This is a genomic window from Caballeronia udeis (assembly GCF_001544555.2).
In the GTDB taxonomy this organism is placed as follows: Bacteria; Pseudomonadota; Gammaproteobacteria; order Burkholderiales; family Burkholderiaceae; genus Caballeronia; species Caballeronia udeis.
In genome coordinates, this window is record NZ_FCOK02000049.1 from 1 (window position 1) to 23,492 (window position 23,492).

Consider the following 23,492-nt stretch of genomic DNA (forward strand, 5'->3'; position numbering starts at 1 on the left):
CTACGGTCATCGTTGCTCCTGGATGCTGGCAGTCTCCTGCCAAATGACCGTTTACACAAAACTAATTACACCCTCCCGAACACGGATACCCACACGCTTCGCCACCAGTGACTGAACCTGCCCAAGGGACATCCCGCGCTATCCGCGAACAACCTTCGACCGAATTTGTACGCACGTCGAACCACGTCGCCAACCCACGGAGAAACAAGGTCCCAAAAACGCGTGAGGCCGTGCTGACCGTGGGGTGCTGGTGCTTGCCCGAGAGCACTGGTGGCGAAGCGTGTTCATGTCAGGATTCGCGAGAAGGAGTGATAAAGAGAATATCTCACTCTCGCAGACCGCTAAGGCCGAAAGCAGCAACCCGGCATAGACTCCGACCGCTACCCCCGGAATCTAGCAACCCGGCACTGACTCAGACCGCTACCGCAGAACCCTCGCACCAATCCACTCGCTAACCTCTCGCAACGACCAAAACCCAACAGCGCCAGCAGACCTCCCGGTCCACCGGCGCGAGCAATTTCCAGGGCCTTACTTCAAAGCACCACCCTGAAACCACGCGGCGATCTTTGAGCGCTCACCATCGGTCATCTGGGTCACATTCCCTAGCGGCATTGCCTTCAACACAACAGCCTGCTGATAAAGCCGCTGCGCATTCAACGAAATCGACTCCGGCGTATCCAGCAAGACCCCCGCCGGCGCAGCCCCCATCATCGTCGGATGAGCTGCGTGACACGTGGCGCACCGCTGCTGCAGGATCGGCTCAATATCGGCTACGCGAATCGCCGGCGCACCCGCCACTGGCGCAACCGTCGGCACCGCCTTCGGCATGGTCCACGCAAACGCGCCAAACATCAGCAGCACACCAATCACCGGCAAGTACCACAACACCTGCCCACGATGACGCATCACAAAGAACTGCCGAATCAGTGCACCAGCCAACATGATGATCAGCAACACAGCCCAGTTATAAGGATGCGTATAGGTCATCGCGTAGTGATTCGACAACATCACGAACACCACCGGCAACGTGAAATACGTGTTGTGCACCGAACGCTGCTTACCGCGCTTGCCATAAATGGCATTGGGCACTTCGCCCTTCAGCATGGCCTCGACCATCTTGCGTTGACCGGGAATGATCACGAAAAACACGTTCGCCGACATGATCGTGGCCAACGTCGCGCCCGTAATCAAATACGCAGCACGCCCGGCAAACACATGGCATGCAAGCCATGCCGCGATAATCACATAGGCGCCCACGCAGATCCCGAGCAAACCGTCGCGATTGCCCAGCAGCCGGCACAGCGAGTCATACACGATCCATCCCGCGAGCAGGAAGCCCAGCGCCGATGAAACCGCCACCACGGGCCCCATATCGAGCACGTTCTTATCGATGAGATAAGTGCTCGGCGAGAACAGATACAACACCATGAACAAGCCAAAGCCGGACATCCACGTGGTGTACGAAGGCCACTTCGACCAATGCAGGTCGTCGGGCATGTTCGGCGGCGCAACCGTGTACTTCTGCATGTTGTAAAAGCCGCCGCCGTGCACGTGCCACAACTCGCCAAACACACCACGCTTGGTCGCAGCGGGATCTTTCGGCGGCTTCAGGCTGTTGTCGAGCGCCACGAAATAAAACGATTCGCCAATCCAGGCGATCGCTACCACCACATGCAGCCAGCGCAAAGCAAGATTCAGCCAGTCAACAATAAAGCCTTGCATGAAACGTCTCCACTACGAATTCTGTTATTGATTCATCGGACGGACGCAAGAGGCACAAGCGTCAGCCAGCACACTGCGCGTCAGATAAAAACTCAGCTACCGCGATAAGTGCTGTATGCCCAGGGCGATACAAGCAGTGGCACGTGATAGTGCGACGTGGCGTCGGCAATACCAAAGCGCAGCACCACCCGGTCCACAAACCGTGGCTCCGGCAGATCAACGCCGCTCGCTGCGAAATAATCGCCCGCGTGAAACACGAGTTCGTATTCGCCAGCGACAAACGCGTCGTCCTGTAGCAACGGCGCGTCGCAACGGCCGTCCGAGTTGGTATGTGTGGTGAGAAGCGCGCGCCGGACGTCGCCGGTCAGCACGAAAAGTTCGACCTTGATACCGGAGCCGGGGCGGCCGTGCGCGGTATCGAGTACGTGGGTTGTGAGCTTGCCCATTCGCTTTGTCCTTGTAGTGTGCGAGGAATGGCTGCGCATCGAACCGTCTGTGTTCTGACAATCAGCGGCGGATCGAGGCTCCACAAGCGTGGCTACATACCCGTCGGCGTGAGAGGATGCGCGCCGTGTACAGCATTGTAAAAAGTTGCAGTGATCATAACGCCCGCGATAGGCAAGATAATCACCAGCACATAACGGCTGCCTGCTTATTGCGCTTTCGTAAAGAAAACGTCAGCGTTTCAGCCCTTTTTACCGCTTCCCGGCGATGCTACGCGAGCCAAAATTCACGATCATATTGAGTCTGTGAAGACAACTATGGCAGTGTCCGCATTGTCACGGGCTTTTTGGCTACGGACAGTAGCGTCTTGCACAGCGGCCACCGCAGCCTTACACAGCGCGGCTCGCTGGGCATCCCGAAGACGGCGATCGACGCTGGGTAACCGGGTAATTGGCGCGGATTCAAGTGCTGACTTTGTGCTTTTGCGCCCTCGGTAAAACAGAGAAATAGCGGAGATCGACATGCAACAGAAACCCCGGACATTGCTGGTGAAGAACGCGCGCGTGCTCGTGACCATGGACGAGACGCGGCGCGAGATTCCCAACGGCGGCTTGTTCGTCGAAGACAACCGGATCACGCAGGTAGGCGCGACGAGCGACTTGCCGCAACACGCGGACGAGGTGCTCGACCTGTCAGGCCATCTGGTGATTCCCGGCCTCGTCAACACGCATCACCACATGTACCAGAGCCTCACGCGGGCCGTCCCGGCCGCGCAAAATGCCGAGTTGTTCGGCTGGCTCACCAGCCTGTACAAAATATGGGCGAACCTGACGCCCGAGATGATCGAGGTGTCGACGCTGACCGCCATGGCCGAATTGCTGCTCTCGGGCTGCACGACGTCGAGCGACCATCTCTACATTTATCCGAACGGTGCGCGGCTGGACGACAGCATCGCGTCGGCGCAGCAGATCGGCATGCGTTTTCACGCGGCGCGCGGCAGCATGAGCGTCGGGCAGAAGGACGGCGGCTTGCCGCCCGATTCAGTGGTCGAGAAAGAAGATGCAATCCTGAAGGACACACAGCGCCTGATCGAAACGTATAACGATGAAGGCCGCTACGCGATGCTGCGCGTGGTCGTGGCTCCCTGCTCGCCGTTCTCGGTCAGCCGTGAGCTGATGCGCGACTCCGCGGTGCTGGCCCGGGAATACGGGGTATCGATGCATACACATCTGGCCGAGAACGTGAACGATGTCACGTACAGCCGCGAGAAGTTCGGCATGTCGCCGGCCGAGTACGCGGAAGATCTGGGCTGGGTCGGCCCGGATGTCTGGCACGCGCACTGTGTGCAGCTTGACCGCGCCGGTATTGAGTTGTTTGGACGCACGGGTACGGGTGTCGCACATTGTCCGTGTTCGAACATGCGGCTGGCGTCGGGCATCGCACCTGTCCGGGCGATGCGGGACGCGGGCGTGAGCGTTGGACTAGGTGTGGATGGATCGGCATCGAACGATGGCGCGCAGATGGTCGCAGAAGTGCGGCAAGCGTTGTTATTGCAGCGTGTGGGTTTCGGTCCAGACGCCATGAGCGCACGCGAAGCGCTCGAAATCGCGACGCTGGGTGGCGCGAAAGTATTGGGCCGGGATGATATCGGCGCGTTGGCTCCGGGCATGGCGGCCGATTTCGTTTCCTTCGATCTGAGCCAGCACGGCTTCGCCGGCGCGTTGCACGACCCTGTCGCGGCGCTGGTGTTCTGTGCGCCGTCGCAGGTATCGACAAGTGTTATCGACGGAAAGGTGGTCGTGCGTCACGGTCAACTGACGACGGTCGATCTTGGACCGATCGTCGAGCGTCACAACCGGCTGGCGGGTCAGCTTATGGCAATGGCGAATTAACGGCGTTCAAGGCGTTTCGATCAGCGAGCGCGTGGCATCGGCAACAAGGTGACGCAGCCACCGCACTTCGTCGGAGTAATGGCAGCGCTCGTGCCACAGCTGGTAGTACTGCATCGGCGGAAAGTCGAGCGGTGCGGGTACCACGGTCAGCGGCAGGAACTTGGCGTAGTGATCGGCGAAAAGACGCGTGGTGGTGAACACGAGATCCGACTTGATCAGCACGTACGGCGCGAGATTGAAGTAGGGCAGCGTGACGACCACATGGCGCTTGAGCCGCTCGCGCGCCAGATGAACATCAATCGCGCCGCGCTGGCCAACGGAATACGGCGTAGGCGCCAAGTGCGGCGCGTTGAGGTATTGATCGAGCGTGAGCGCGCCGCGGCGGGCAAACGGATGATTCGAACTGACGAGACAAACAATCTTGTCGACGAAGAGATTCGAGAGATGCAACTGTTCAGGCGGCTCGGGCCAGTTGCCCACCACAATATCGAGCTTGCCTTCCTCCAGCGCAAGTTCGTAGTCGAAGGCGGGTCCGAGCGAATGGAATTCGAGCGTGGCGTTGGGCGCGGCTACACGAAAGCGCTCCACCACGGTGGGCACGAACAGCACGTTCAGATAATCCGGGCAGCCAATGCGGTAACAGCGCACCGAAGTTGCCGGCTCGAAGTTGTGTTGCTGAACCTTGATGCGTTCGATTTCGCGCAGTGCGTTTTGTGTGGGTTCGAGCAGGCGCAGGCCGTACTCGGTCGGCACCATGCCCGCTTTTCCGCGCACGAGCAGCGGATCGCCGGTGATGTCGCGCAGGCGCCTGAGCGCCGCGCTGATCGCAGGTTGTGACTGATTGAGCTTGACGGCCGCGCGCGTGACGCTGCGCTCCATCAAAAGGGTGTGAAGGACGCGTAACAGGTAAGTGTCGATCGCTTCGCGTTGCTGACTCATCTTCTCTCCAATATACGGTCAGGCTGATCGACCAGGGTGCAGAACATATCGTTTTTAATATGACACATTGTTTCCGTCAAGCTGGGCATACCCTCAAGCACATTCGTTGCAAGCTATGCAACACCGTGCTGTTGCTAATTGCGCGCACTATTTTGAGCAATCGACGGCCCGCACCGTTTTGGGTATCTTTTACTCGCAGACTGCAAGTTTCCGTTGCTGCCATCCCGGTCATCCCGGTTTTGCGCAATTTCCGCACTTTCTGAGTCCATATGGGCGACGCCATTTCCTCATCCATTCAGCCGGGCGGTGTGCTTACTTCGCGCCTCGCGCTTCACGGCATCAGCAAGCAATATCCCGCCGTCAAGGCCAACGACGATGTCACGCTCATTGTCGAACCGGGTGAAATCCACGCGGTGCTCGGCGAGAACGGCGCGGGCAAGTCCACGCTGATGAAGATCATCTACGGCGCGGTTCGTCCGGATGAAGGCGAGATCCTCTGGGAGGGCGAACCGGTTGAGATCGGCAGTCCGGCGGCGGCGCGAAAGCTGGGCATCGGAATGGTGTTTCAGCATTTTTCGCTGTTCGAGACGCTGACGGTGGGCGAGAACATTGCGCTAGCCCTCGACGATAAATTCGATCTCAAGACGCTCGGCAAGCGGATTCGCGAGGTATCGGCGAATTACGGGCTCGATGTCGATCCGCAACGCCACGTACATAGTCTCGCGGTGGGCGAACGCCAGCGCGTGGAGATCGTGCGCTGCCTGCTGCAGAACCCGCGCCTGCTGATCATGGACGAACCCACGTCCGTGCTCACGCCGCAAGCGGTCAAGAAGCTCTTTACGGTGCTGAGAAGGCTGGCGTCGGAGGGATGCAGCATTCTCTATATCAGCCACAAGCTCGACGAAATCCAGGCGCTGTGCCAGACCGCGACCGTCATGCGTGGCGGCAGGGTCACGGGGCGCGTCGATCCGCGCAAGGAAACCCACGCATCGCTCGCACAACTGATGGTCGGCCATTCGCTGCCCGACTACACGCGTCGCGAACATACGCCGGGCGAGGCGAAGCTCGCGGTGAAGAACCTGTCGGTGGCGAGCGCCGATCCGTTCGGCACGTCGCTGCAGGACGTCTCGTTCTCGGTGCACGCGGGGGAGATTTTCGGCATCGCTGGGGTGTCGGGAAACGGGCAGGCCGAGTTGCTGGCCGCGCTCTCAGGCGAGATCCGCGATAAACATGTGGCCCCCGACGCCATCAGCATCGTCGGCCGTCCGGCCGCGCGCTACAGCGCGGCCGGACGGCGTGCACTCGGCTTCGCCTTCGTGCCCGAGGAACGGCTCGGGCGCGGCGCGGTGCCGGCCATGTCGCTGGCGGAAAACGCGCTGCTGACCGGGCATCGCGAACACATGGTGCGCGGCGGCTGGATCAGCACGAAGGCCATGCGTGCGTTCGCCGACCGCTGCATCAGCGCGTTCGACGTCCGCTGCGGCGGCAACGGCGCGCTCGCTCAAAGCCTGTCAGGCGGCAACTTGCAGAAGTTCATCGTGGGACGCGAGATCTTGCAGGAGCCGAAGGTGCTGGTGGTCGCGCAACCGACCTGGGGCGTCGATGTCGGCGCAGCAGGTTTCATCCGGCAACAGCTACTGGATCTGGCGGCACGCGGCGTCGCGATCCTCGTGATATCGGAAGAGTTGGAAGAACTCTTCGATATCTGCGATCGCATCGCCGTCCTTGCGCGCGGCAAACTTTCGCCGGTCCGCGAGACTGGTTCGACCAACGCGGAAGAAATCGGCCTCTTCATGGCGGGTCTCTTCGATGGCAATCGTGCCGACCCCGTCGCCCTCGACACCACGGCCCCGACATAATGAATTTTCCTTATCGACTCGAAGCGCGGCCCACTCCGTCGCGCGCCATGCAGCTTGCCGTGCCGCTGGTCGCCGCGGTGCTGACGCTGATTATCGGTTTCCTGATTTTTACGCTCGTGGGCCAGGACCCGCTGCGCGCGATGCACGGCTTTTTTATCGAACCGTTGTCGAACGTGAACGGCTGGTCCGAACTCGTGCTGAAGGCGTCGCCGCTGTGCCTGATAGCGCTGGGGCTGGCGGTGGGATATCGGGCGAACGTGTGGAACATTGGCGCTGAAGGGCAGATGCTGCTGGGCGGGATCGTGGCGGGTGGCATAGCGATTCATGTTGGCGACGCCACGGGCTGGTGGATCCTGCCGCTGATGATGATTGGCGGCGTGATAGGCGGCATGGCGTGGGCTGCGATTCCCGCGTTGCTCAAGAGCCGTTTCAACACTAACGAAATCCTGACGAGCCTGATGCTCACCTACGTCGCGACGCAGTTGCTGATCTACCTGGTGAGCGGTCCGTGGCGCGATCCCGAGGGCATGAACTTCCCGATCTCGGCGATGTTCGGCGATTCGGCGCAATACCCACGCCTTTACAGCGATTGGGGCTGGGCATGGCTGAAGGGAACGCGGATCAATGCGTCCGTGTTCCTGACGATGATTGCGATTCCGCTGGTGTGGCTGTTCATGCGCAAGAGCTTCGCGGGGTATCGGATGAACGTGGGTGGCCTGGCGCCGCTGGCAGCCCGCTACGCCGGTTTCTCCGATAAAAAGGCCATCTGGACCTCGCTGCTCCTGAGCGGCGGTCTGGCCGGGTTGGCCGGCATGGGTGAAGTGGCCGGACCGATCGGGCAATTGCAGGCGAGCTGGTCGCCGGGGTACGGCTTTACAGCGATCATCGTGGTGTTTGTCGGACGCTTGCATCCGGTGGGCATCGTGCTGGCGAGCCTGCTGATGGCGTTGCTGTATCTCGGTGGCGAGGCGGTGCAGACGTCGCTGCAATTGCCGCAGGCGCTTGCCGGCGTGTTCCAGGGGCTGCTGCTGTTCTGCCTGCTCGGTGCAGACCTGTTCGTCAACTATCGCGTGCGGCGCCGGGTCGCGGCGCATGCACATTCATAGATAAAACCATGGACATCAATCAGGCCGGTTCGCTCTCTTCAAGCGCCGTTGTAGCTGCCATTCCACTGATGTTCGCCGGCGCCGGGGAGCTCGTCGCGGAAAAGTCAGGGGTGTTGAACCTTGGCGTGGAAGGCATGATGCTGATGGGCGCCGTCACCGGTTATGCCGTGACCGCGATCACCGGCAATCCGTGGCTGGGCATTGTGGGCGCGATTGTCGCGGGCGTGCTGATGTCGCTAGTGTTCGCGTTCCTCACCATCACCATGTTGGCGAACCAGGTGGCCACGGGTTTATCGCTGACCATATTCGGCATTGGGTTCTCGGCGTATATCGGCAAGCCTTATACGTCGGCGGCGGTGCGCGCGACTATCGACGTGCTGCCCATTCCCGGTCTTACCTCCATTCCCGTGATCGGCCCGGCGTTTTTCACGCTGACGCCGCTCGGTTATCTCGCGTTCATCATGTTCGGCGTGATCGGCTGGTTTTTGTATAGAACCCGCGCCGGGCTGGTGCTGCGCTCGGTGGGGGAGTCGCCATCGGTCGCGCATTCCGTGGGTTTTCCAGTGGTTGGCGTGCGTTACGGCGCGACGCTTTTTGGCGGCGGCATGGCGGGGATTGCGGGCGGTTATTACTCGATCGTCTATCTGCATTTGTGGCAGGAACAGCTTACGTCGGGGCGCGGCTGGATCGCGCTGGCGCTGGTCGTGTTCGCGACGTGGCGGCCGGGGCGGTTGCTGATCGGGGCGTTGCTGTTCGGCGCGGTGATGGCGCTGCAGTTCTATGCGCAGGCCATTGGCGTGCCCATCCCGACGCAGTTCCTCGCCATGCTGCCGTACGTTGCGACCATCGTCGTGCTGGTGCTCATCTCGCGCAATCCGAACACGATCAAGTTGAATGCACCTGCGTCGCTCGGCAAGCCGTTTTTTGCGGCTAGCTGACGGTCCGAACCACGGCCTGATATTGCAGCATGATTTTTACAAACATCATCGAACCATCGACAGGAGAATCACGATGAAGAAAAGCTGGCTGAACACCTTGGGCGCAGCCGGAGCCGTGGGCACGATGCTCGCGCTATCCGCCACGATGGTCGCCGGCCCTGCACGGGCTGCTGATGCGCCGGGCGTTGCATTCGTCTACCTCGGAAACCCCGGCGATGCAGGCTGGACCTTTGCCCACGATGCCGGCACGAAGGAAGTGGAGGCCAAGTACGGTAACAAGATCAAGATCACGCGGGTGGAAGACGTGCCGGAATCGGCGGATTCGGAGCGCGTGTTCCGCGACCTGGCCGCGAAGGGTAACAAGGTGATCGTGGGGACCAGTTTTGGATACCAGGACTTTGAACTGAAGGTGGCGCGCGATTATCCGGACATTACGTTCCTGACCGCGACGGGCTACAAGAAGGCCAAGAACTTCGGCGTCTACGACAACCGTATGTACCAGGGTGCCTATCTTGCCGGCGTTGCAGCGGGTTACGTGACGAAGACGAACACGCTGGGGTTTGTTGCATCGGTGCCTATTCCTGAAGTGATTCGCAATATCAACGCATATACGCTGGGCGCGCGTTCGGTCAATCCCAAGATCCATACGAAGGTGATCTGGATTAATAGCTGGTTTGACCCGGGCAAGGAAAAGCAGGCGGCGGAGACGCTGATTGGGCAGGGTGCTGACGTGTTGTTGCAGAACACTGATTCGAACGCGACGCTGGCGACGGCTGCAGAGAAGAAGGTGTATGCATTCGGGTGGGATTCGAATATGCAGAAGTTTGGTCCGAGCGCTCATCTGGGCTCGGTGGTGCAACATTGGGAGGTGTATTACAACACGATGGTCCAGCAGCTTCTGGATGGCAAGGTCAAGACGGATCCGGTCTGGCTGGGGATGCCGCAAAAGGCGGTGAATCTTGAGGACATCAACACGGCAGTGGTGCCGGCGAAGGCGATGCAGGCTGTGGAGGCCAAGCGTGAACAACTGCAGAGCGGCAAGTGGGACGTGTTCATGGGTCCGGTGAAGGACCAGTCGGGTGCGGTCAAGATTGCGGCAGGCCAGAATCTGACCGATCCGGAACTACAGCGTATCAACTGGTATGTGGAAGGCGTGGATGGGTCGCTGCCGAAGTAAGTAATCGGTGGGGGTAGGCGAGGCTGCGGGATGATTTGCGGTTCGCAAAACTTACCGGTTGTTTGTCATCGTTTCCGTCATAAGAAAAGGCCGCGCTTTGATTAAGCGCGGCCTTTATTGTCTGCGTCGCGATTAATCTTAATCGTCGATTCGCAGTCCAACTTTAAGCGTGACCTGCCAATGCGCGACCTTGCCGTCCTCGACTTGGCCGCGGGTGCCGATGACTTCGAACCAGTGCAGGTTGCGGAGGGTTTTTGAGGCTTTTTCGAGTGCCACGCGAATTGCATCGTCGCTTGATTGGGTCGACGACCCGGTGAGTTCGATTTGTTTGTAGACGTGATTGCTCATTGTCTTCTCCTTGGGTGTCGTGTTGATGGCATTGCACGTTGATTTGCCTTCGTAGGATTGAGCAAATCATGCGCCAAGGGGGGACGGAGCGCACTTGGTTTTTCTACGGGGGAGTGCGGAGGTGGTGGGGATTATTTCGTGCGAGATTGTTCGCGCGCAGCGCGGGGTGAACCTTGGGCAGGTTCAATCACTGGTGGCGAAGCGTGTGGGTATCCGTGTTCGGAGAAGGAGGGGCTCACACATCCGCTAATAGTGATAAAGAGAATATCTCACTCTCGCAGACCGCTAAGGCCGAAAGCAGCAACCCGACATAGACTCCGACCGCTACCCCCGGAATCTAGCAACCCGGCACCGACCCCGACCGCTAACCCCAGAACCCCTCCGCCAAAACCCCGTCCACCGGCGCGAGCGAAAAACCTACCTCAATGGTCGAGAAGCCGCATCCCCCGCGTCCTGCCGCCGCGCGCCGCGCCTGGACCTCGCAGTCGCGGACGCGCCGAATTCGCTCAAAATCTGGGTCCGAGCCCGGCTGGCAAACACAAGAAATCCGAAGCCGTTTGCTTCATACCAGTAACCGCCATTCTCGAGCCCGTCGAGCGGCTGTTCCAGCGCGTTCGTAATACATTCAACGCACCGGCGATGTAATTCATCCACGGCCGGATACGGCGGTTGCGCGCCGCGAACGCTGCAAAGAAGTACATCAAGCCCCGGCAGAACATGCGCATACAACACCGGTTCATCCTGTGCGCGGGCGCGTGCAATCTTGGTATCGAGTTGGCCAAACGGCTTGAAATGCCTGAGCACGGCGAGGAAAGACTCGTCACCGTCGACCTTTGCGCGTCTACGCTTTTTCGGGAAGGACATAAAAATTCGCCTGAAAAAGAATTGCAAAAAACGCAGCGTCCTCATGCGGCCACTCCCGTCTGGCGGGCCGCTCGTTTGTCTGGACACGTCGATCTTTTATAGCACATCGAAGTGGTGGATTCACGGCGATTCAGTTTAGGACACCGCCAAGTCGGTCATGCTCGACCGGCTCTCACGGTGGCGCACGAATCATGCCGATAACCCTGCTGCGGCTCGCATGTTTCTGTCTCAATAATAGACCTACGAAACCCCGCTGCGATGAAAAATCGCCAGAAAATTCAAACGAGTGTCACGAATGCCACCAACTCCCTGATTGCATCCAAAAAACGAAAAAGCCCGCGACGACGTCACGGGCTTTTCTGGAACACCGCCTGTCCTGTGGAGGCTCAGGTCAGACGCTTGGCTGACGCGCTCAAGTCAGACGCGCGGCGAAGCCTTCAGCGAATCGCGGATCTCACGCAGCAACAGCACGTCTTCCGGCGTTACGGCAGGCGCGGGTGCCGGCTCCTCGGCCTTGCGTAGCTTGTTGATGAACTTGACCATCAGGAAAATGATGAACGCCAGGATGATGAAGTTGATCAGCACGGTAATGAACGAGCCATAACCGAACACGGCGACACCCGCCGTCTGCAAGTCCTTGTACGAGTCTGGATTGCCCTTGAACGTGGGGGGGATGTTGCCCAGCTTGATGAACATGTTGGAAAAATCAAGTCCGCCCGTGACCAGCCCCACGACCGGCATGATCAGATCCTTGACGATCGAATTGACGATGGTCGAAAACGCGCCGCCGATAATCACACCGACAGCCAGATCCATCACGTTGCCCTTGAGAGCGAAGCTCTTGAACTCCTCAATCATGCTCATGCGTTGCTTCCTCCATTAAAGATCATAAGAATCAGCAGCAAGGGATGTGCCAATTAACGACGTCCGTATTTCCAGCCGCCGTCCCGGCTTTGCTTTTCTGTTCAAGCTTTCACCGTTTTTTTAAACGGATAACGGCAATGATAGCCAATCGGTAGCAATTGCGTCCCGGGTTTTTTGACATCATCGGCTGATCGGATAGGGTTTGGCGGTTGGATTCTGCTTGTTTGCCCCCGTTTTCCACAATCGCACTGTTACGCTTTCTCGGGCGGTGCAGCTATCACGCGTCCCTGCGCGATCGCCGCGACAAACGCGGCATGATCGGCGGCGGTCTGCGCTCCGTAGCTTTCGGCCCACTTGGCATAGGCTGCATCCATGCGGTCCGAGTTGCCGCAATAACCGGCAATCAGCGCGGCATCGCCGGTGCGGGCATGAGCGCGCGCGAGCAGCAAGCCGAGGCACCACGCGTAGAAGTCGAAGGTCGCGCCATGGAGCCAGTCCACCGGAATCGAGCCACGGATGTTCTTCATCTGCCGCACGTAGAAGTCGCGGCCCGAAATGGTGGTCCAGCCCAGCAATGGGTCGGAGGAGCTCTGTAGCAGACGCTGGCCCTGCACGACGCGCCGTCCCTGATGGCCGAATGGTTCGGCGATCGGCGGCACGAATGGTGCGGCGGCCGGCACAATGCCTTCTTTCACCTGCATGAACAGCGGGTCGCCATGCGCACGGCCAAGCAGCAATAGCAAATAGGCTCGCGTCCCGACACTGCCCACACCCACCACGCGATGCGCGACATCGACCACGTCGTAGCGTTCGAGCATAGTCCGCCATTCGCCCGCTATGGTCTGCAAATAGCCCCGCAGCCCCTCCGTAACGTGATTTTTCTCGGCTGCGTCAAGACGGGTCAGGATCGGCGGATCGTCGCGGAAACGCCAGCTTTTGCCTTCCGGCTCGGCGACGCGGGCCAGCATTGTCGCGTGACTGTGCTTGGTCGCGCGCTCGACGGCCTTGGCAATGGTCGCCTTCTCGGCCGGATCGAGCGTGACAGGCGCTTCGATATGCAACACGCTCGCATACGAGCGCATCTGCCACAGTTCGTAGGCGGGGACCTGGGCCAGCGTCGACATCGTGCTCCGGTAGGCGGCGCAGGCGGTGCGCACCGCTCGCTCGCGGCCGGTGACGTCAACGCCGTTTTCGGATGCCGCCACGTTGATGCTGGCCGTGAGCCGCTTCAGATCCCATTCCCACGGGGCGACCAGCGTTTCGTCGAAGTCGTTCAGGTCGAAAACGACGTCCTGCCGAGGCGTGCGGAACAGGCCGAAATTGTTCAGATGCGCATCGCCGTCAATCATTACGTGATGACCGATAGACGGCGTGTGCGCGAGATCCCAGGCCATCACGCTCGCGGCGCCGCGCAGGAACGCAAACGGCGACGCGGCCATGCGTGACATCCGCAGCGGGATCAGCCGTACTTGCCGGCCGGCGTTGTTGGCGAGCACACGCGCCACGGGGTCCGGGCGGTCGGCTTCCGGTCGCCAGGCTGCGTGCGTGTCGAAGGCGACCGAGTCGCGCAGTGAGCGGCCAAGAACGCGGCTTTCCTCAGCGCTGCCGAGGGACGGACCGGACAGGCTGATGGCTGGATTCGAGGATGCGGCGGGATGGGTGGGCAAGACAGTTTTCCTCGGTTGATCGATAGCGCAAGGCGCCAGCAATTTCATGGTCGTGCTCGGGACGCATGAGCACGATGCTCGCCCGTAGCGATTTCGTACAGTCCTGGATTCCACAAGCACGCATGGAGAATTTGTCGTCGGTCTTAAACGCGAAACCGCTCCTCACGATAATAACGAGTGTCTGGCAGCCGCCGGAAGCTGTCCGAAAAGGACGCTTCGCAATGGGCACGAAACCTGCTGTTCTTTCTGCCCGTGGGCTCGTGATGGCGTTGCGTGCATGGCGCAATAATCCGACGTCCGATCCCGGCGAGCAATCCGTAACCCTCGCAAGCCGCTAACGGCGCGGCGGGTTGAAGCACCGGGCACATATTGATTTCGGTTGACGTTCCCAACACCTGGACACACGCATACATGAACACGACGCACGATATCCGCATTGCCGAAGGCTCGCCGTTTCCCCTGGGCGCGACCTGGGACGGCGAGGGCGTCAACTTCGCCTTGTTCTCCGCGAACGCCACGAAAGTCGAACTGTGCCTCTTCGATGAAAACGGCGAGAAGGAACTCGAACGCATCGAATTGCCTGAATACACCGATGAAGTGTTCCACGTTTATTTATTCGGTTTGAAGCCGGGCGCGGTCTATGGGTATCGCGTGCACGGTCCGTATGAGCCTGAAAACGGGCATCGCTTCAATCCAAACAAGCTGTTGCTCGATCCGTACGCGAAGGCGCATGTGGGCGAGCTTACGTGGGACCCGGCGGTGTTCGGCTACACGCTGAATGCTGACGGCGATGACCTCACGTTCGACGAACGCGACAGCGCGCCGTTCGTGCAAAAGTGCCAGGTGGTCGACCAGAGCTTTTCCTGGGTCCACCCGACGCGCGTCCGGGTGCCCTGGGAGCAGACCATCTTCTACGAAACCCACGTGCGCGGTTACACGAAACGCCACCCGGCCGTACCCGAACATGCGCGCGGCACATTCGAGGGACTGGGCACGAAGGAAGTGATCGAGCACATCAAGAGCCTGGGGGTGACATCGGTTGAATTGCTGCCCATTCATGCGTTCGTGAACGACAGTCATCTCACCGACAAAGGCCTCACCAACTACTGGGGCTACAACACGATCGGCTTTTTCGCCGCCGATCCGCGCTTCTTTGCGCAAGGACCGGGCGCGGTCGCGGAACTCAAGCAGATGATCGACCGCTTCCACGAAGCCGGCCTCGAGATCATTCTCGACGTGGTCTACAACCACACGGCCGAAGGCAATGAACGCGGGCCGACGTTGTCGTTCAAGGGTATCGACAACGCTTCGTACTATCGACTGCCCGAAGACAAGCGTTATTACATCAACGATACCGGCACGGGCAACACGCTCAACCTGTCACATCCGCGCGTGCTGCAGATGGTCACCGACAGCCTGCGCTACTGGGTCACCGAGATGAACGTGGATGGTTTTCGTTTTGATCTTGCGACCATCCTCGGCCGTGAGCCCTACGGCTTCGATGAAGGCGGCGGGTTTCTCGACAGTTGCCGCCAGGACCCGATTCTCTCCAGCGTGAAGCTGATCGCCGAGCCTTGGGATTGCGGCCCGGGCGGATACCAGGTCGGTGGTTTCCCGCCCGGCTGGGCGGAGTGGAACGACAAATTCCGCGATACCGTGCGCGAATTCTGGAAGGGCGAAGAGGGTGTCGCGGCGGAACTGGCCACTCGTATCACCGGTTCCGGCGATAAATTCAACCATCGTGGCCGCCGTCCGTGGGCAAGCGTGAACTTCATCACCGCGCACGACGGTTTTACGCTGAACGACCTGGTCTCGTACAACGAGAAGCACAACGAGGCGAACGGCGAGGACAACAACGACGGCAGCTCGGACAACCGCTCGTGGAATTGCGGCGCGGAAGGACCGACCGATGACCCCGAGATCCGCGCGCTGCGGGAGCGTCAGAAACGCAACATGCTGGCTACGCTGCTGTTCTCGCAAGGCACGCCGATGATCCTCGCCGGCGATGAATTCGGCCGCACGCAGCAAGGCAACAACAACGCGTATTGCCAGGACGACGACATCAGCTGGGTCAACTGGGACATCGACGACGACGGCCGTGCGTTGAACGATTTCGTTCGCAAACTTACGACCCTGCGGCACACGCTGCCGGTACTGCGTCGTGGACGTTTCCTGACAGGAGAGTTTCACGAAGACCTGGAACTTTCCGACGTGAAATGGCTGAGCCCGTCGGGCGAGGAGCTGACGCCGGAACAATGGGACGATCCGTTAATGCGCTGTTTCGGGCTCGTGATTGACGGTCGCGCGCAAGCAACGGGCATTCGCCGTCCCGCATCGGACGCCACGCTGCTGCTGGTCTTCAACGCCCATCACGACGTGGTGGACCTGACGCTGCCCGAGATTCCCGGCAGTGACCAGTGGAGTTGCCTGATCGACACCAACGCGCCAATCCGCGAAGAGCTGGAAGACTTCGATTCGGGAGCGGTCTATCAGGTAACCGGCCGGTCGCTCCTGCTGTTCGCGCTGCATGCACGCGGCGCGACCAGACGGATTTTCCAGCGTCTGGAAGAAGCGCTCACCGACGAAGTCGAACCGGAGGGCGGTAACGCGGAGTAAGGGTGCGTTATCTACGACAGGGGTTTGTAACGGCTATCATGCGGGTCATGAACCTCGCCCCGCTGTTTCGCTTACCTTGCCACCCCTCGTTTTTATCCGTATCGCAGCCTGTCGTGCAGCGCACCCGGTCGACATGATGTTCGAGGCACTCCTGCGCATCGCGAACTGGGATCAACTCGAGCGCATCTGGGAATTTATCGTGGGATTCTTCAAATTCCTGTGGGCGTTGCTGCGCTTTCTCGGCGGCGGGTGAAGACGGTATTGGCCTGGACATGCGTTGAATCCGGCCACACCAACAAAAAAGCTCCGAACGAATCTGCGTGATTTCGTTCGGAGCTTTTTAACATTCAGCGTAGCCGGCGCGGCCGGCAGTCAGTTCAGCTGTTGTCCCAGTTGCCGGAATCGTTGCTGCCCAGGTCGACGCCGCCGCCGTTGTCGCTCCAGTCGTTCGAACCGTTGCCGAAGTCGAGCCCACCGCCGTTGTTGTCGCCACCTCGGCGGCGGCGCAATTCGTCGTCGTCGACCGGAACTTCGCGTTCGATCACACGCTCGCGGTTGCCGCCGGACAGCGCCTCACCCAGCAGCACGCCGGTCAGCAATCCACCCATGCCGCCACCAAACCCACCGCCTTGCTGCACGATGACCGGCGGCTGTTGTTGCGGTTGCGGTGGATAAGGCGAATAAGGCGGCTGACCTTGCGGGTTGCGCCCAAAGCGCTCAGCTTCCTGCGCATAAACCGATTGGCCATCGGCGCTTGCCGGGGCGGCTGTTGCGCGTGGATCGGGCCGGCCTTCCGAACGGGCCCGCACGCTGTCAATCTGGTTCGACAAATCTTCGATCGCGTACGGCGGCACCGGGTTTTTCGAATTGGACAGCGCTTCGACCATCTGGCGCAGTTGTGTCTCGATGCCTTCGACTTCCTGAAGCATCGCTTCGTGACCCGGCTGGGTCGATAAACGGACGTCGAGCTTCAGCGACCGGACGTCGTTGAGCAGTTCGGTCGCGCGCTTCAACTGCGTGCGTCGATCGGCGTCGGCCTGGCCGTCGTCGTTGGAACGCGCGCGTTTCAGACCCCAGCGCAGCACGAGCGCAATCCCGGCGAACAGGACCGCAAGCATCACCCACATGCCCATTGACGGGCCGTGTCTTTCGGGAGCCGCTACGGCACCTTGATTGAACGGATTGCGCGTGACCGAGGCAGACGTCGAATTAGACGTATTGGTCGATGAATTCACGCGGTTTGCATCCGAGCGGATACGCGCTTCCATGGCATTGAAGCGTGCCGGGTCAGTGAATTTAATGGCGGGGTCGAGCGTGCGCGCTTGTTGAACCTGAGCGAGCGCGTCGGAGGAACGGCCTTCGCGATCCAGCACTTGCGCGTATAAATAGTGCGCCTTGGCGTTGTTCGGATGCGCCTGCAGCACTTCCTGCAACTGGGCGTCGGCCTGACTCCAGTTTCCTTGTGTCATCGACTGCTCGATCTGGCCGGCGCTCGGCACGGCGGCGAAGGCCGCCGCTGAGACCAGCATCAGCGAAGCAACTACAGCCATCACATATTTTTTCATCAGCGGACCGGGGCGTTCGCACCCGTCTCCATTCCATGCGACATTTCGATGCAATACCCCAATGTTGCTCGCGGCCAACTGCGCTTTTGCGCCGTTCGCCGCGCCTTCAACCGACCGCGTGCAGCCTGGAGGCTGACCTCCCTGCTGATTTGCGCTGTCCGGCGTCCGCCCCGAAGGGCGCAAGCCTTGGTCCTGCTCTTGTCCTGGCTTGTTCTTGTCCTACCTCAGTCTCAGGCCGCCGCGAAACCGTCGCGCCGGCCTGAGAACCGACACTTTACTGCGCCGGCGTGTTCATCTGCTTCTTGAGCGCTTCCAGGCGGTCTTCGACAGACGGGCCATGTGTGAGCGCTGCGAGTTTGTCTTCGAGTGCCTTGCCGCTCTTCTGATCGGCCGAGTTCAGCCGGGCATCCGAGCGTGCGTTCGACAACTGGACCTTGTCTTCCAGCTTCTGAAAGTCTTCCGACAGGTTCTTGCCGCCAATACCGCCCAGCGCGGTTGCCGCGACATCTTTCGCCGTTGCAATCTGCTGCTTGGCTTGAAGAATGTTCGACCGCGAGTTGAGCTCGTTGCGCCGCTGGCGCATGTCGTTGATCTGCTGCTTCAGGTGATCCACCGACGGCACCAGGGTAACCAGCTCGGCGGCCAGTGCATCGCGTTCTGTTTCAGCGTTTGCCTGCGCACCCAAAGCTTCGCGGGCAAGCGCTTCGTCGCCGCTTTGCAGCGCGCGCTTGGCGCCGTCTTCGTACTTCTTCGCTTTCTCGGCAGCAACATCGCGCTTGCTTTGTTGCGTGGCGACCTGCGCCTCGATTTCGATCAGCGAGTTCTCGGCCTTCGCGATGCTGTCGTCGAGCTCGCGCACGATCTGGCGAGCGTCGCGCGACGGGTCCTGCACGGTGTCGGCGGCGTCGTTCAGCAGACCCTTGACGGTGCGCGAGATGGAATCCAAAAGCGACATGAGTTTCCTCCTGGAAATGAAGTCGGCTGCCAGGCAGCAACGTTCGATGAACATTCTGTGAACGTTCGCCAACGTCTGATTAAGCGCGGCGCCCACGGCGTCGCGCGTCGGGTAAATCGGGCCGGGCGCACGGATTACAAGCTCGCCGATACATTTTGTTGCGAAGCGGGAATCCGCACATTGACGGCTGGTTCCGCCGACTGAGCATGATCCTTGGTCATCATGACAACGCCCTTGCACGGCATCTGATTTTTGCCGCTGTATTAAACCATGCAACGGCTTAAACCGGGCTTAACAGGATTATCTTAACGGTACACCATGCGTTTGATTTAGCGAATACCGTCACGGAAATTCAGGTTTTTCAACGAGATAAGAACGCCGGCCATGCCGATGACGTTGGCCGCTGCATTCGCCGTTACTACGATCGTTTTCCGGATTCTCGACGCCATCGGGCCTGGTGTGACCCTGCGGAATTTGTATCAATGCGAGATTGGCGAATTATTTTTGCCGAAACCCGATTCTGACGGGGCGGCTATTTTCTACGTGATCCATATCGCGGGACTGGTGAACGGAGCGGTGTTCGGAATCGTCGCGTATGCCGCGTGCAATCTCACCAACCTGGCGATGCCGAGGCTGAAGCGCGACGCTCGTCCCATGCACGCCCCATGGGGCGCAGTGGCCAGGCGTGGTCGCTATCACCACGCGGGGAGTTCAACTCGAAACGCGACTGAACCTCCGGGCCGCCCGGTCAGGAGCGCCTGGAAAACGACGCGTCTTCGTCCGACTCATCCGGTGCACCGAGGTCGTCTCCGGAATCGCAGGTTTGCGGCAGCACGTCGTCCGGGTCCGGTTCAAGCGCAGCCAAAGGCTTCGGCCCTTCAGTTGCCAACGTGCGTTTGCTGGCCACCTTCGCTACAAGCGCCGCGTCCCGGGCCTCGCGCGCGGCGGCTCGTTCAGCGACTTGCCGCAGCGCGACATTCAGCGGGTCAGGCGTTTTCGGCGCACGCAATCGGTCTACAAGACTTGCGGCCTTCACCTGTTCGCTGGTCGCATTGAAGCTCAATACGGCGCGCCGCATGAGTTCGCTGACGCTGACGCCAAGAGCGTCCGCAGAGCTGGTGATCGCAAGTTTCTGCGCAGGAGTGACAAAAACAACGATGCGTTCGCTGGGTTTGGTAGTCATGAGCGCCTCGCTAAGCAGGGCTGGGCAAGTCAGAACGGCCGATATCCGACACGGGCAACGCCATTTGATGCGCTTTCGGCGTACGCGGCGGTACGGCAAACCACGCAACCAACGTTTCCATCATATCGTTTTGCCATCGTCTCGTGCGCGTGCGCACATTCCCCGAGCCGCGCTTCGGACGCTATCCGCATCGAGCGCTTGCAATATTGAGATAGTGGTGCTAGTACCCTCTCCGCGATAACGCCGGACGGACGGCCTTGCCGGACACACCCGTCGCGGCGGCCTGTTATACGGGATTTACTTACAAAAAAATCCCTTCACTGCCGGTGCTCGGCGCTCGAATTCTTTAAAATGCGCTGTTATTCTGCGCGGGGCCGTCAGTGTTGCAATTTTTCTTACAATACGATAACGATCCATTCGCAGAAACGCGCAGCCAGTCCGGGGGCAACGGCACGCGACGCAGCAGTCCAGGTCCATTCCCGGGAAGCGCTTTTTTGAGCGTTTCCCTGTGTCGATCAGGCCGCAGCGCTACACATCGGCTACACGGCGGAGCCGGCCACGGCTTTCGCTCACCCCAACATTTATCGTTACGCGGTTTCATGGCGTTGCGCACCGGGCGCCTTAGGGGCGCGCCGTTCAATCCAAGTCATGCCAATCATCAAACGACCGAATTCCTCAAACGCTCCACGCGATGACCGGGATCAAGATGGTCCCAATCGTTACCGTCAACCCGCCAAGTCTTCAGCCGGACCCTCGATCGCGCTGCGCATCGTGTTGTGGTTCGTCGGGCTCTTTGTCGTCGCGGCAATAGTCGGCGCGCTGATCATCGGGTATGCGCTGGTGGTGATGGGGCCGAATCTGCCCTCGCTAGACGCAATCACGGACTATCAGCCGAAAGTGCCGTTGCGGATCTACACCGCGGATCACGTGCTGATCGGCGAATTTGGCGAGGAGCGGCGTCGGATCGTGCGCTTCGACGAGATTCCCGACCAGATGAAGAAGGCCGTCCTCGCGATCGAGGATTACCGCTTCTACGAGCACGGCGGCGTCGATTTCATTGGCATTGCGCGCGCAGGGCTGAGCGACATCATGCACGGCGGAGCGTCGCAAGGTGCCAGTACGATCACCATGCAGGTCGCGCGTAACTTCTTCCTCTCGAGCGAGAAGACCTACACGCGCAAGATCTACGAAATGCTGCTCGCGTACAAGATCGAACGCGCGCTGACCAAGGACCAGATTCTCGAGCTGTACATGAACCAGATTTATCTGGGCGAGCGGTCGTATGGGTTCGCATCGGCGGCACGGGTATATTTCGGCAAGGACCTCAAGGACCTGACGCTTGCCGAATGCGCGATGCTTGCGGGCTTGCCAAAAGCACCGTCGGCGTATAACCCGGTCGTCAATCCGAAGCGTGCGAAGGTGCGTCAGCAGTACATCCTGAAGCGCATGCTCGATTTGAACTTCATCACGCAGGCGCAATTCGACCAGGCCAGCGCCGAAGAAATACACGCGCGCGTGGCTGGTACGGAGTACAGCGTCCACGCGGAATATGTCTCGGAAATGGTCCGGCAGCTGATGTACGCGCAATATCGCGACGAAACATACACGCGTGGTTTTTCGGTGACCACCACTATCGACTCCGCCGATCAGGAAGCGGCGTATGACGCCGTGCGCAAGGGCGTGATGGATTACGAGCGGCGCCATGGGTATCGCGGGCCGGAAGGTTTCGTCAATCTGCCGACGAACGAGGATGACCGCGACGAAGCGATCGACGACGCGCTCGCCGATCATCCCGATAACGGCGACCTGATCGCGGGCGTGGTGACATCGGTGAATCCGAAGCAGGTGGTCGTGACGTTCGTCAATGCCGATCCGGCGACCATCACCGGCGACGGCTTGCGTTTTGTCGCCGCTGGTTTGCGCAGCAACGCATCGGCGGCGGTGCGGATCAAGCCGGGTTCCATCGTGCGCGTGATACAGGACGCGAAGGGCAACTGGAGCATCACGCAGTTGCCGCAGGTCGAGGGTGCGCTCGTTTCGCTCGTGCCGCAGGACGGTGCGATTCGCGCGCTGATTGGTGGCTTCGACTACAACAAGAACAAGTTCAACCACATTACGCAGGCGTGGCGCCAGCCGGGATCGAGCTTCAAGCCGTTCATCTATTCGGCATCGTTGGAAAAGGGTCTTGGACCGGCAACCATCATCAACGACGCGCCGCTGTATTTCCCGCCGACCAGCCCGGGTGGCCAGGCGTGGGAGCCGAAGGACGATGACCAGCCTGATGGTCCCATGTCCATGCGCACGGCCTTGCAGAAGTCGAAGAACCTTGTGTCGATCCGCATCCTTTCGTACATAGGCACGAAGTACGCACAGGATTACGTCACGCAGAACTTCGGTTTCGATGTCGATAAAACACCACCCTATCTGCCGCTCGCGCTCGGTGCCGGCCTTGTCACGCCGCTGCAGTTGGCCGGTGGATATTCGGTGTTCGCCAACGGCGGTTCACGGATCAATCCGTATCTGATCGGCGAAGTAGCCGATGCACACGGCACGGTGATCTCGCGCGCCAATCCGCTGGTTGCCGGCAGCAACGCGCCGCAAACGCTCGAGCCGCGCAACGCGTATGTGATGAATAGCTTGCTCCATTCGGTCGCGACCGGTGGCACGGGCGCGGGCACCAACGTGCTAAAGCGTAACGACCTGCAGGGCAAGACTGGCACGACCAACGATGCGAAGGACGGCTGGTTCGCGGGTTACCAGCATCAACTCGTGGCGATCGCGTGGATGGGATACGACCAGCCGAAGTCGCTTGGCAGCCGTGAGTTCGGTGCACAGCTTGCGTTGCCGATCTGGGTGGAGTACATGCAACGGGCGCTCGCCAAGATCCCACAGCAGCAGATGGCGATGCCTGACGGCTTGACGACCGTCGACGGCGAGTTGTTTTTCGCCGATAAAACGCCGGGCAACGGTTTTGTCGCGAGCATCGGCGTGGATTCAGCGAATCCGATCGAAGGTGCAAGCGATGCGGTGGGCGGTGTCGGTCCTGGTGGATTGACGCCCCCGAGCGTGCCGCCGCCCAGCGTGAACCCGGCCGAGCGCCAGGAGATCATGGATCTCTTCAAGGGGCATTGATTGGGAGATGCGCGGCGTGCTTACGTCGCTCGCATCAATCACTATGAGCGCGCGATACCGTGCGCCCATAGTGGTCGATTGTGATCGCGCGTCGCTCAGTGTGATCCAGATTCAGCATGCAGGGGTATCCATCAGCGGTGTTCCTGCTCGTTCTCGCGACGAGGGACTGACACGGCTAGGAGCAGTTTTTGGCTAAAATTGCCAAAAACTCGCGCCCATAT

General features: G+C 60.1%; 16 protein-coding genes and 2 pseudogenes. 8 read left to right on the forward strand and 10 right to left on the reverse strand.

What is annotated here, in order from left to right:
* Positions 1-528: 528 nt before the first annotated feature.
* Positions 529-1,722, reverse strand: coding sequence for a urate hydroxylase PuuD (locus AWB69_RS28490; protein WP_062090181.1), 1,194 nt, complete (start codon positions 1,720-1,722; stop codon positions 529-531).
* Between the two features lie 92 nt (positions 1,723-1,814).
* Entirely contained in the window at positions 1,815-2,168 is a 354-nt protein-coding gene (gene uraH / locus AWB69_RS28495; RefSeq protein ID WP_062090182.1) for a hydroxyisourate hydrolase, read from the reverse strand.
* Between the two features lie 519 nt (positions 2,169-2,687).
* On the opposite strand from uraH, the gene AWB69_RS28500 reads away from it, so the two are divergent.
* Positions 2,688-4,058: an 8-oxoguanine deaminase gene (locus tag AWB69_RS28500; RefSeq protein WP_062090183.1), complete on the forward strand. Its 1,371-nt coding sequence runs from the start codon at positions 2,688-2,690 to the stop codon at positions 4,056-4,058.
* Between the two features lie 6 nt (positions 4,059-4,064).
* Here the strand turns inward: AWB69_RS28500 and AWB69_RS28505 are convergent, their stop codons facing one another.
* Entirely contained in the window at positions 4,065-4,997 is a 933-nt protein-coding gene (locus tag AWB69_RS28505) for a LysR substrate-binding domain-containing protein (protein WP_062090184.1), read from the reverse strand.
* 269 nt (positions 4,998-5,266) lie between these two features.
* Between AWB69_RS28505 and AWB69_RS28510 the strand changes: the two genes are divergently transcribed.
* From AWB69_RS28510 to AWB69_RS28525, 4 genes are all read left to right on the forward strand, one after another.
* Positions 5,267-6,856, forward strand: a complete 1,590-nt coding sequence (locus tag AWB69_RS28510) for an ABC transporter ATP-binding protein (RefSeq protein ID WP_062090185.1) — start codon at positions 5,267-5,269, stop codon at positions 6,854-6,856.
* A complete protein-coding gene (locus AWB69_RS28515; RefSeq protein WP_062090186.1) occupies positions 6,856-7,962 on the forward strand; it encodes an ABC transporter permease in 1,107 nt (368 codons plus the stop codon). The genes AWB69_RS28510 and AWB69_RS28515 overlap by 1 nt, the downstream gene beginning before the upstream one ends.
* 8 nt (positions 7,963-7,970) lie before the next feature.
* Positions 7,971-8,900 carry an ABC transporter permease gene (locus AWB69_RS28520; RefSeq protein WP_062090187.1) on the forward strand — a complete coding sequence of 310 codons (930 nt, stop codon included), beginning with the start codon at positions 7,971-7,973 and terminating at the stop codon, positions 8,898-8,900.
* Positions 8,901-8,973: 73 nt separating this feature from the next.
* The gene (locus AWB69_RS28525; protein ID WP_062090188.1) at positions 8,974-10,077 is read left to right on the forward strand and encodes a BMP family ABC transporter substrate-binding protein; all 1,104 of its coding nucleotides are present in this window, start codon (positions 8,974-8,976) and stop codon (positions 10,075-10,077) included.
* 138 nt (positions 10,078-10,215) lie between these two features.
* Here the strand turns inward: AWB69_RS28525 and AWB69_RS28530 are convergent, their stop codons facing one another.
* From AWB69_RS28530 to AWB69_RS28545, 4 genes are all read right to left on the reverse strand, one after another.
* Positions 10,216-10,425 carry a dodecin gene (locus AWB69_RS28530; protein WP_062090189.1) on the reverse strand — a complete coding sequence of 70 codons (210 nt, stop codon included), beginning with the start codon at positions 10,423-10,425 and terminating at the stop codon, positions 10,216-10,218.
* A gap of 417 nt (positions 10,426-10,842) precedes the next feature.
* The gene (locus AWB69_RS28535; protein WP_062090190.1) at positions 10,843-11,334 is read right to left on the reverse strand and encodes a hypothetical protein; all 492 of its coding nucleotides are present in this window, start codon (positions 11,332-11,334) and stop codon (positions 10,843-10,845) included.
* Between the two features lie 372 nt (positions 11,335-11,706).
* On the reverse strand, positions 11,707-12,153 hold the full coding sequence (gene mscL, locus AWB69_RS28540; RefSeq protein WP_062090191.1) for a large conductance mechanosensitive channel protein MscL: 447 nt from the start codon (positions 12,151-12,153) through the stop codon (positions 11,707-11,709).
* 251 nt (positions 12,154-12,404) lie between these two features.
* Positions 12,405-13,820 (reverse strand): DUF2252 domain-containing protein, encoded by a 1,416-nt coding sequence (locus AWB69_RS28545; protein ID WP_062090239.1) that lies wholly within the window; start codon positions 13,818-13,820, stop codon positions 12,405-12,407.
* Positions 13,821-14,231: 411 nt separating this feature from the next.
* On the opposite strand from AWB69_RS28545, the gene glgX reads away from it, so the two are divergent.
* On the forward strand, positions 14,232-16,436 hold the full coding sequence (gene glgX / locus AWB69_RS28555) for a glycogen debranching protein GlgX (RefSeq protein WP_062090193.1): 2,205 nt from the start codon (positions 14,232-14,234) through the stop codon (positions 16,434-16,436).
* Between the two features lie 377 nt (positions 16,437-16,813).
* Here glgX and AWB69_RS28560 read toward each other — a convergent pair whose 3' ends face one another.
* A complete protein-coding gene (locus AWB69_RS28560) occupies positions 16,814-18,001 on the reverse strand; it encodes a tetratricopeptide repeat protein (RefSeq protein WP_062090240.1) in 1,188 nt (395 codons plus the stop codon).
* Between the two features lie 274 nt (positions 18,002-18,275).
* Positions 18,276-18,956 (reverse strand): PspA/IM30 family protein, encoded by a 681-nt coding sequence (locus AWB69_RS28565; protein WP_062090194.1) that lies wholly within the window; start codon positions 18,954-18,956, stop codon positions 18,276-18,278.
* Positions 18,957-19,346: 390 nt separating this feature from the next.
* Here AWB69_RS28565 and AWB69_RS50885 point away from each other — a divergent pair.
* A pseudogene (locus tag AWB69_RS50885) lies at positions 19,347-19,511 on the forward strand (DUF2177 family protein); the annotation flags it as partial.
* A gap of 363 nt (positions 19,512-19,874) precedes the next feature.
* Here the strand turns inward: AWB69_RS50885 and AWB69_RS28570 are convergent.
* Positions 19,875-20,139, reverse strand: a pseudogene (locus tag AWB69_RS28570) (plasmid mobilization protein); the annotation flags it as partial.
* 648 nt (positions 20,140-20,787) lie between these two features.
* On the opposite strand from AWB69_RS28570, the gene AWB69_RS28575 reads away from it, so the two are divergent.
* Positions 20,788-23,271: a penicillin-binding protein 1A gene (locus AWB69_RS28575; RefSeq protein WP_062090195.1), complete on the forward strand. Its 2,484-nt coding sequence runs from the start codon at positions 20,788-20,790 to the stop codon at positions 23,269-23,271.
* Positions 23,272-23,492: the final 221 nt, after the last annotated feature.

Coding starts and splice junctions, on each gene's coding strand:
- AWB69_RS28490 (WP_062090181.1), bottom strand. CDS start 1,722: ATGCAAGGCTTTATTGTTGACTGGCTGAATCTTGCTTTGCGCTGGCTG.
- uraH (WP_062090182.1), bottom strand. CDS start 2,168: ATGGGCAAGCTCACAACCCACGTACTCGATACCGCGCACGGCCGCCCC.
- AWB69_RS28500 (WP_062090183.1), top strand. CDS start 2,688: ATGCAACAGAAACCCCGGACATTGCTGGTGAAGAACGCGCGCGTGCTC.
- AWB69_RS28505 (WP_062090184.1), bottom strand. CDS start 4,997: ATGAGTCAGCAACGCGAAGCGATCGACACTTACCTGTTACGCGTCCTT.
- AWB69_RS28510 (WP_062090185.1), top strand. CDS start 5,267: ATGGGCGACGCCATTTCCTCATCCATTCAGCCGGGCGGTGTGCTTACT.
- AWB69_RS28515 (WP_062090186.1), top strand. CDS start 6,856: ATGAATTTTCCTTATCGACTCGAAGCGCGGCCCACTCCGTCGCGCGCC.
- AWB69_RS28520 (WP_062090187.1), top strand. CDS start 7,971: ATGGACATCAATCAGGCCGGTTCGCTCTCTTCAAGCGCCGTTGTAGCT.
- AWB69_RS28525 (WP_062090188.1), top strand. CDS start 8,974: ATGAAGAAAAGCTGGCTGAACACCTTGGGCGCAGCCGGAGCCGTGGGC.
- AWB69_RS28530 (WP_062090189.1), bottom strand. CDS start 10,425: ATGAGCAATCACGTCTACAAACAAATCGAACTCACCGGGTCGTCGACC.
- AWB69_RS28535 (WP_062090190.1), bottom strand. CDS start 11,334: ATGAGGACGCTGCGTTTTTTGCAATTCTTTTTCAGGCGAATTTTTATG.
- mscL (WP_062090191.1), bottom strand. CDS start 12,153: ATGAGCATGATTGAGGAGTTCAAGAGCTTCGCTCTCAAGGGCAACGTG.
- glgX (WP_062090193.1), top strand. CDS start 14,232: ATGAACACGACGCACGATATCCGCATTGCCGAAGGCTCGCCGTTTCCC.
- AWB69_RS28560 (WP_062090240.1), bottom strand. CDS start 18,001: ATGAAAAAATATGTGATGGCTGTAGTTGCTTCGCTGATGCTGGTCTCA.
- AWB69_RS28565 (WP_062090194.1), bottom strand. CDS start 18,956: ATGTCGCTTTTGGATTCCATCTCGCGCACCGTCAAGGGTCTGCTGAAC.
- AWB69_RS28575 (WP_062090195.1), top strand. CDS start 20,788: ATGCCAATCATCAAACGACCGAATTCCTCAAACGCTCCACGCGATGAC.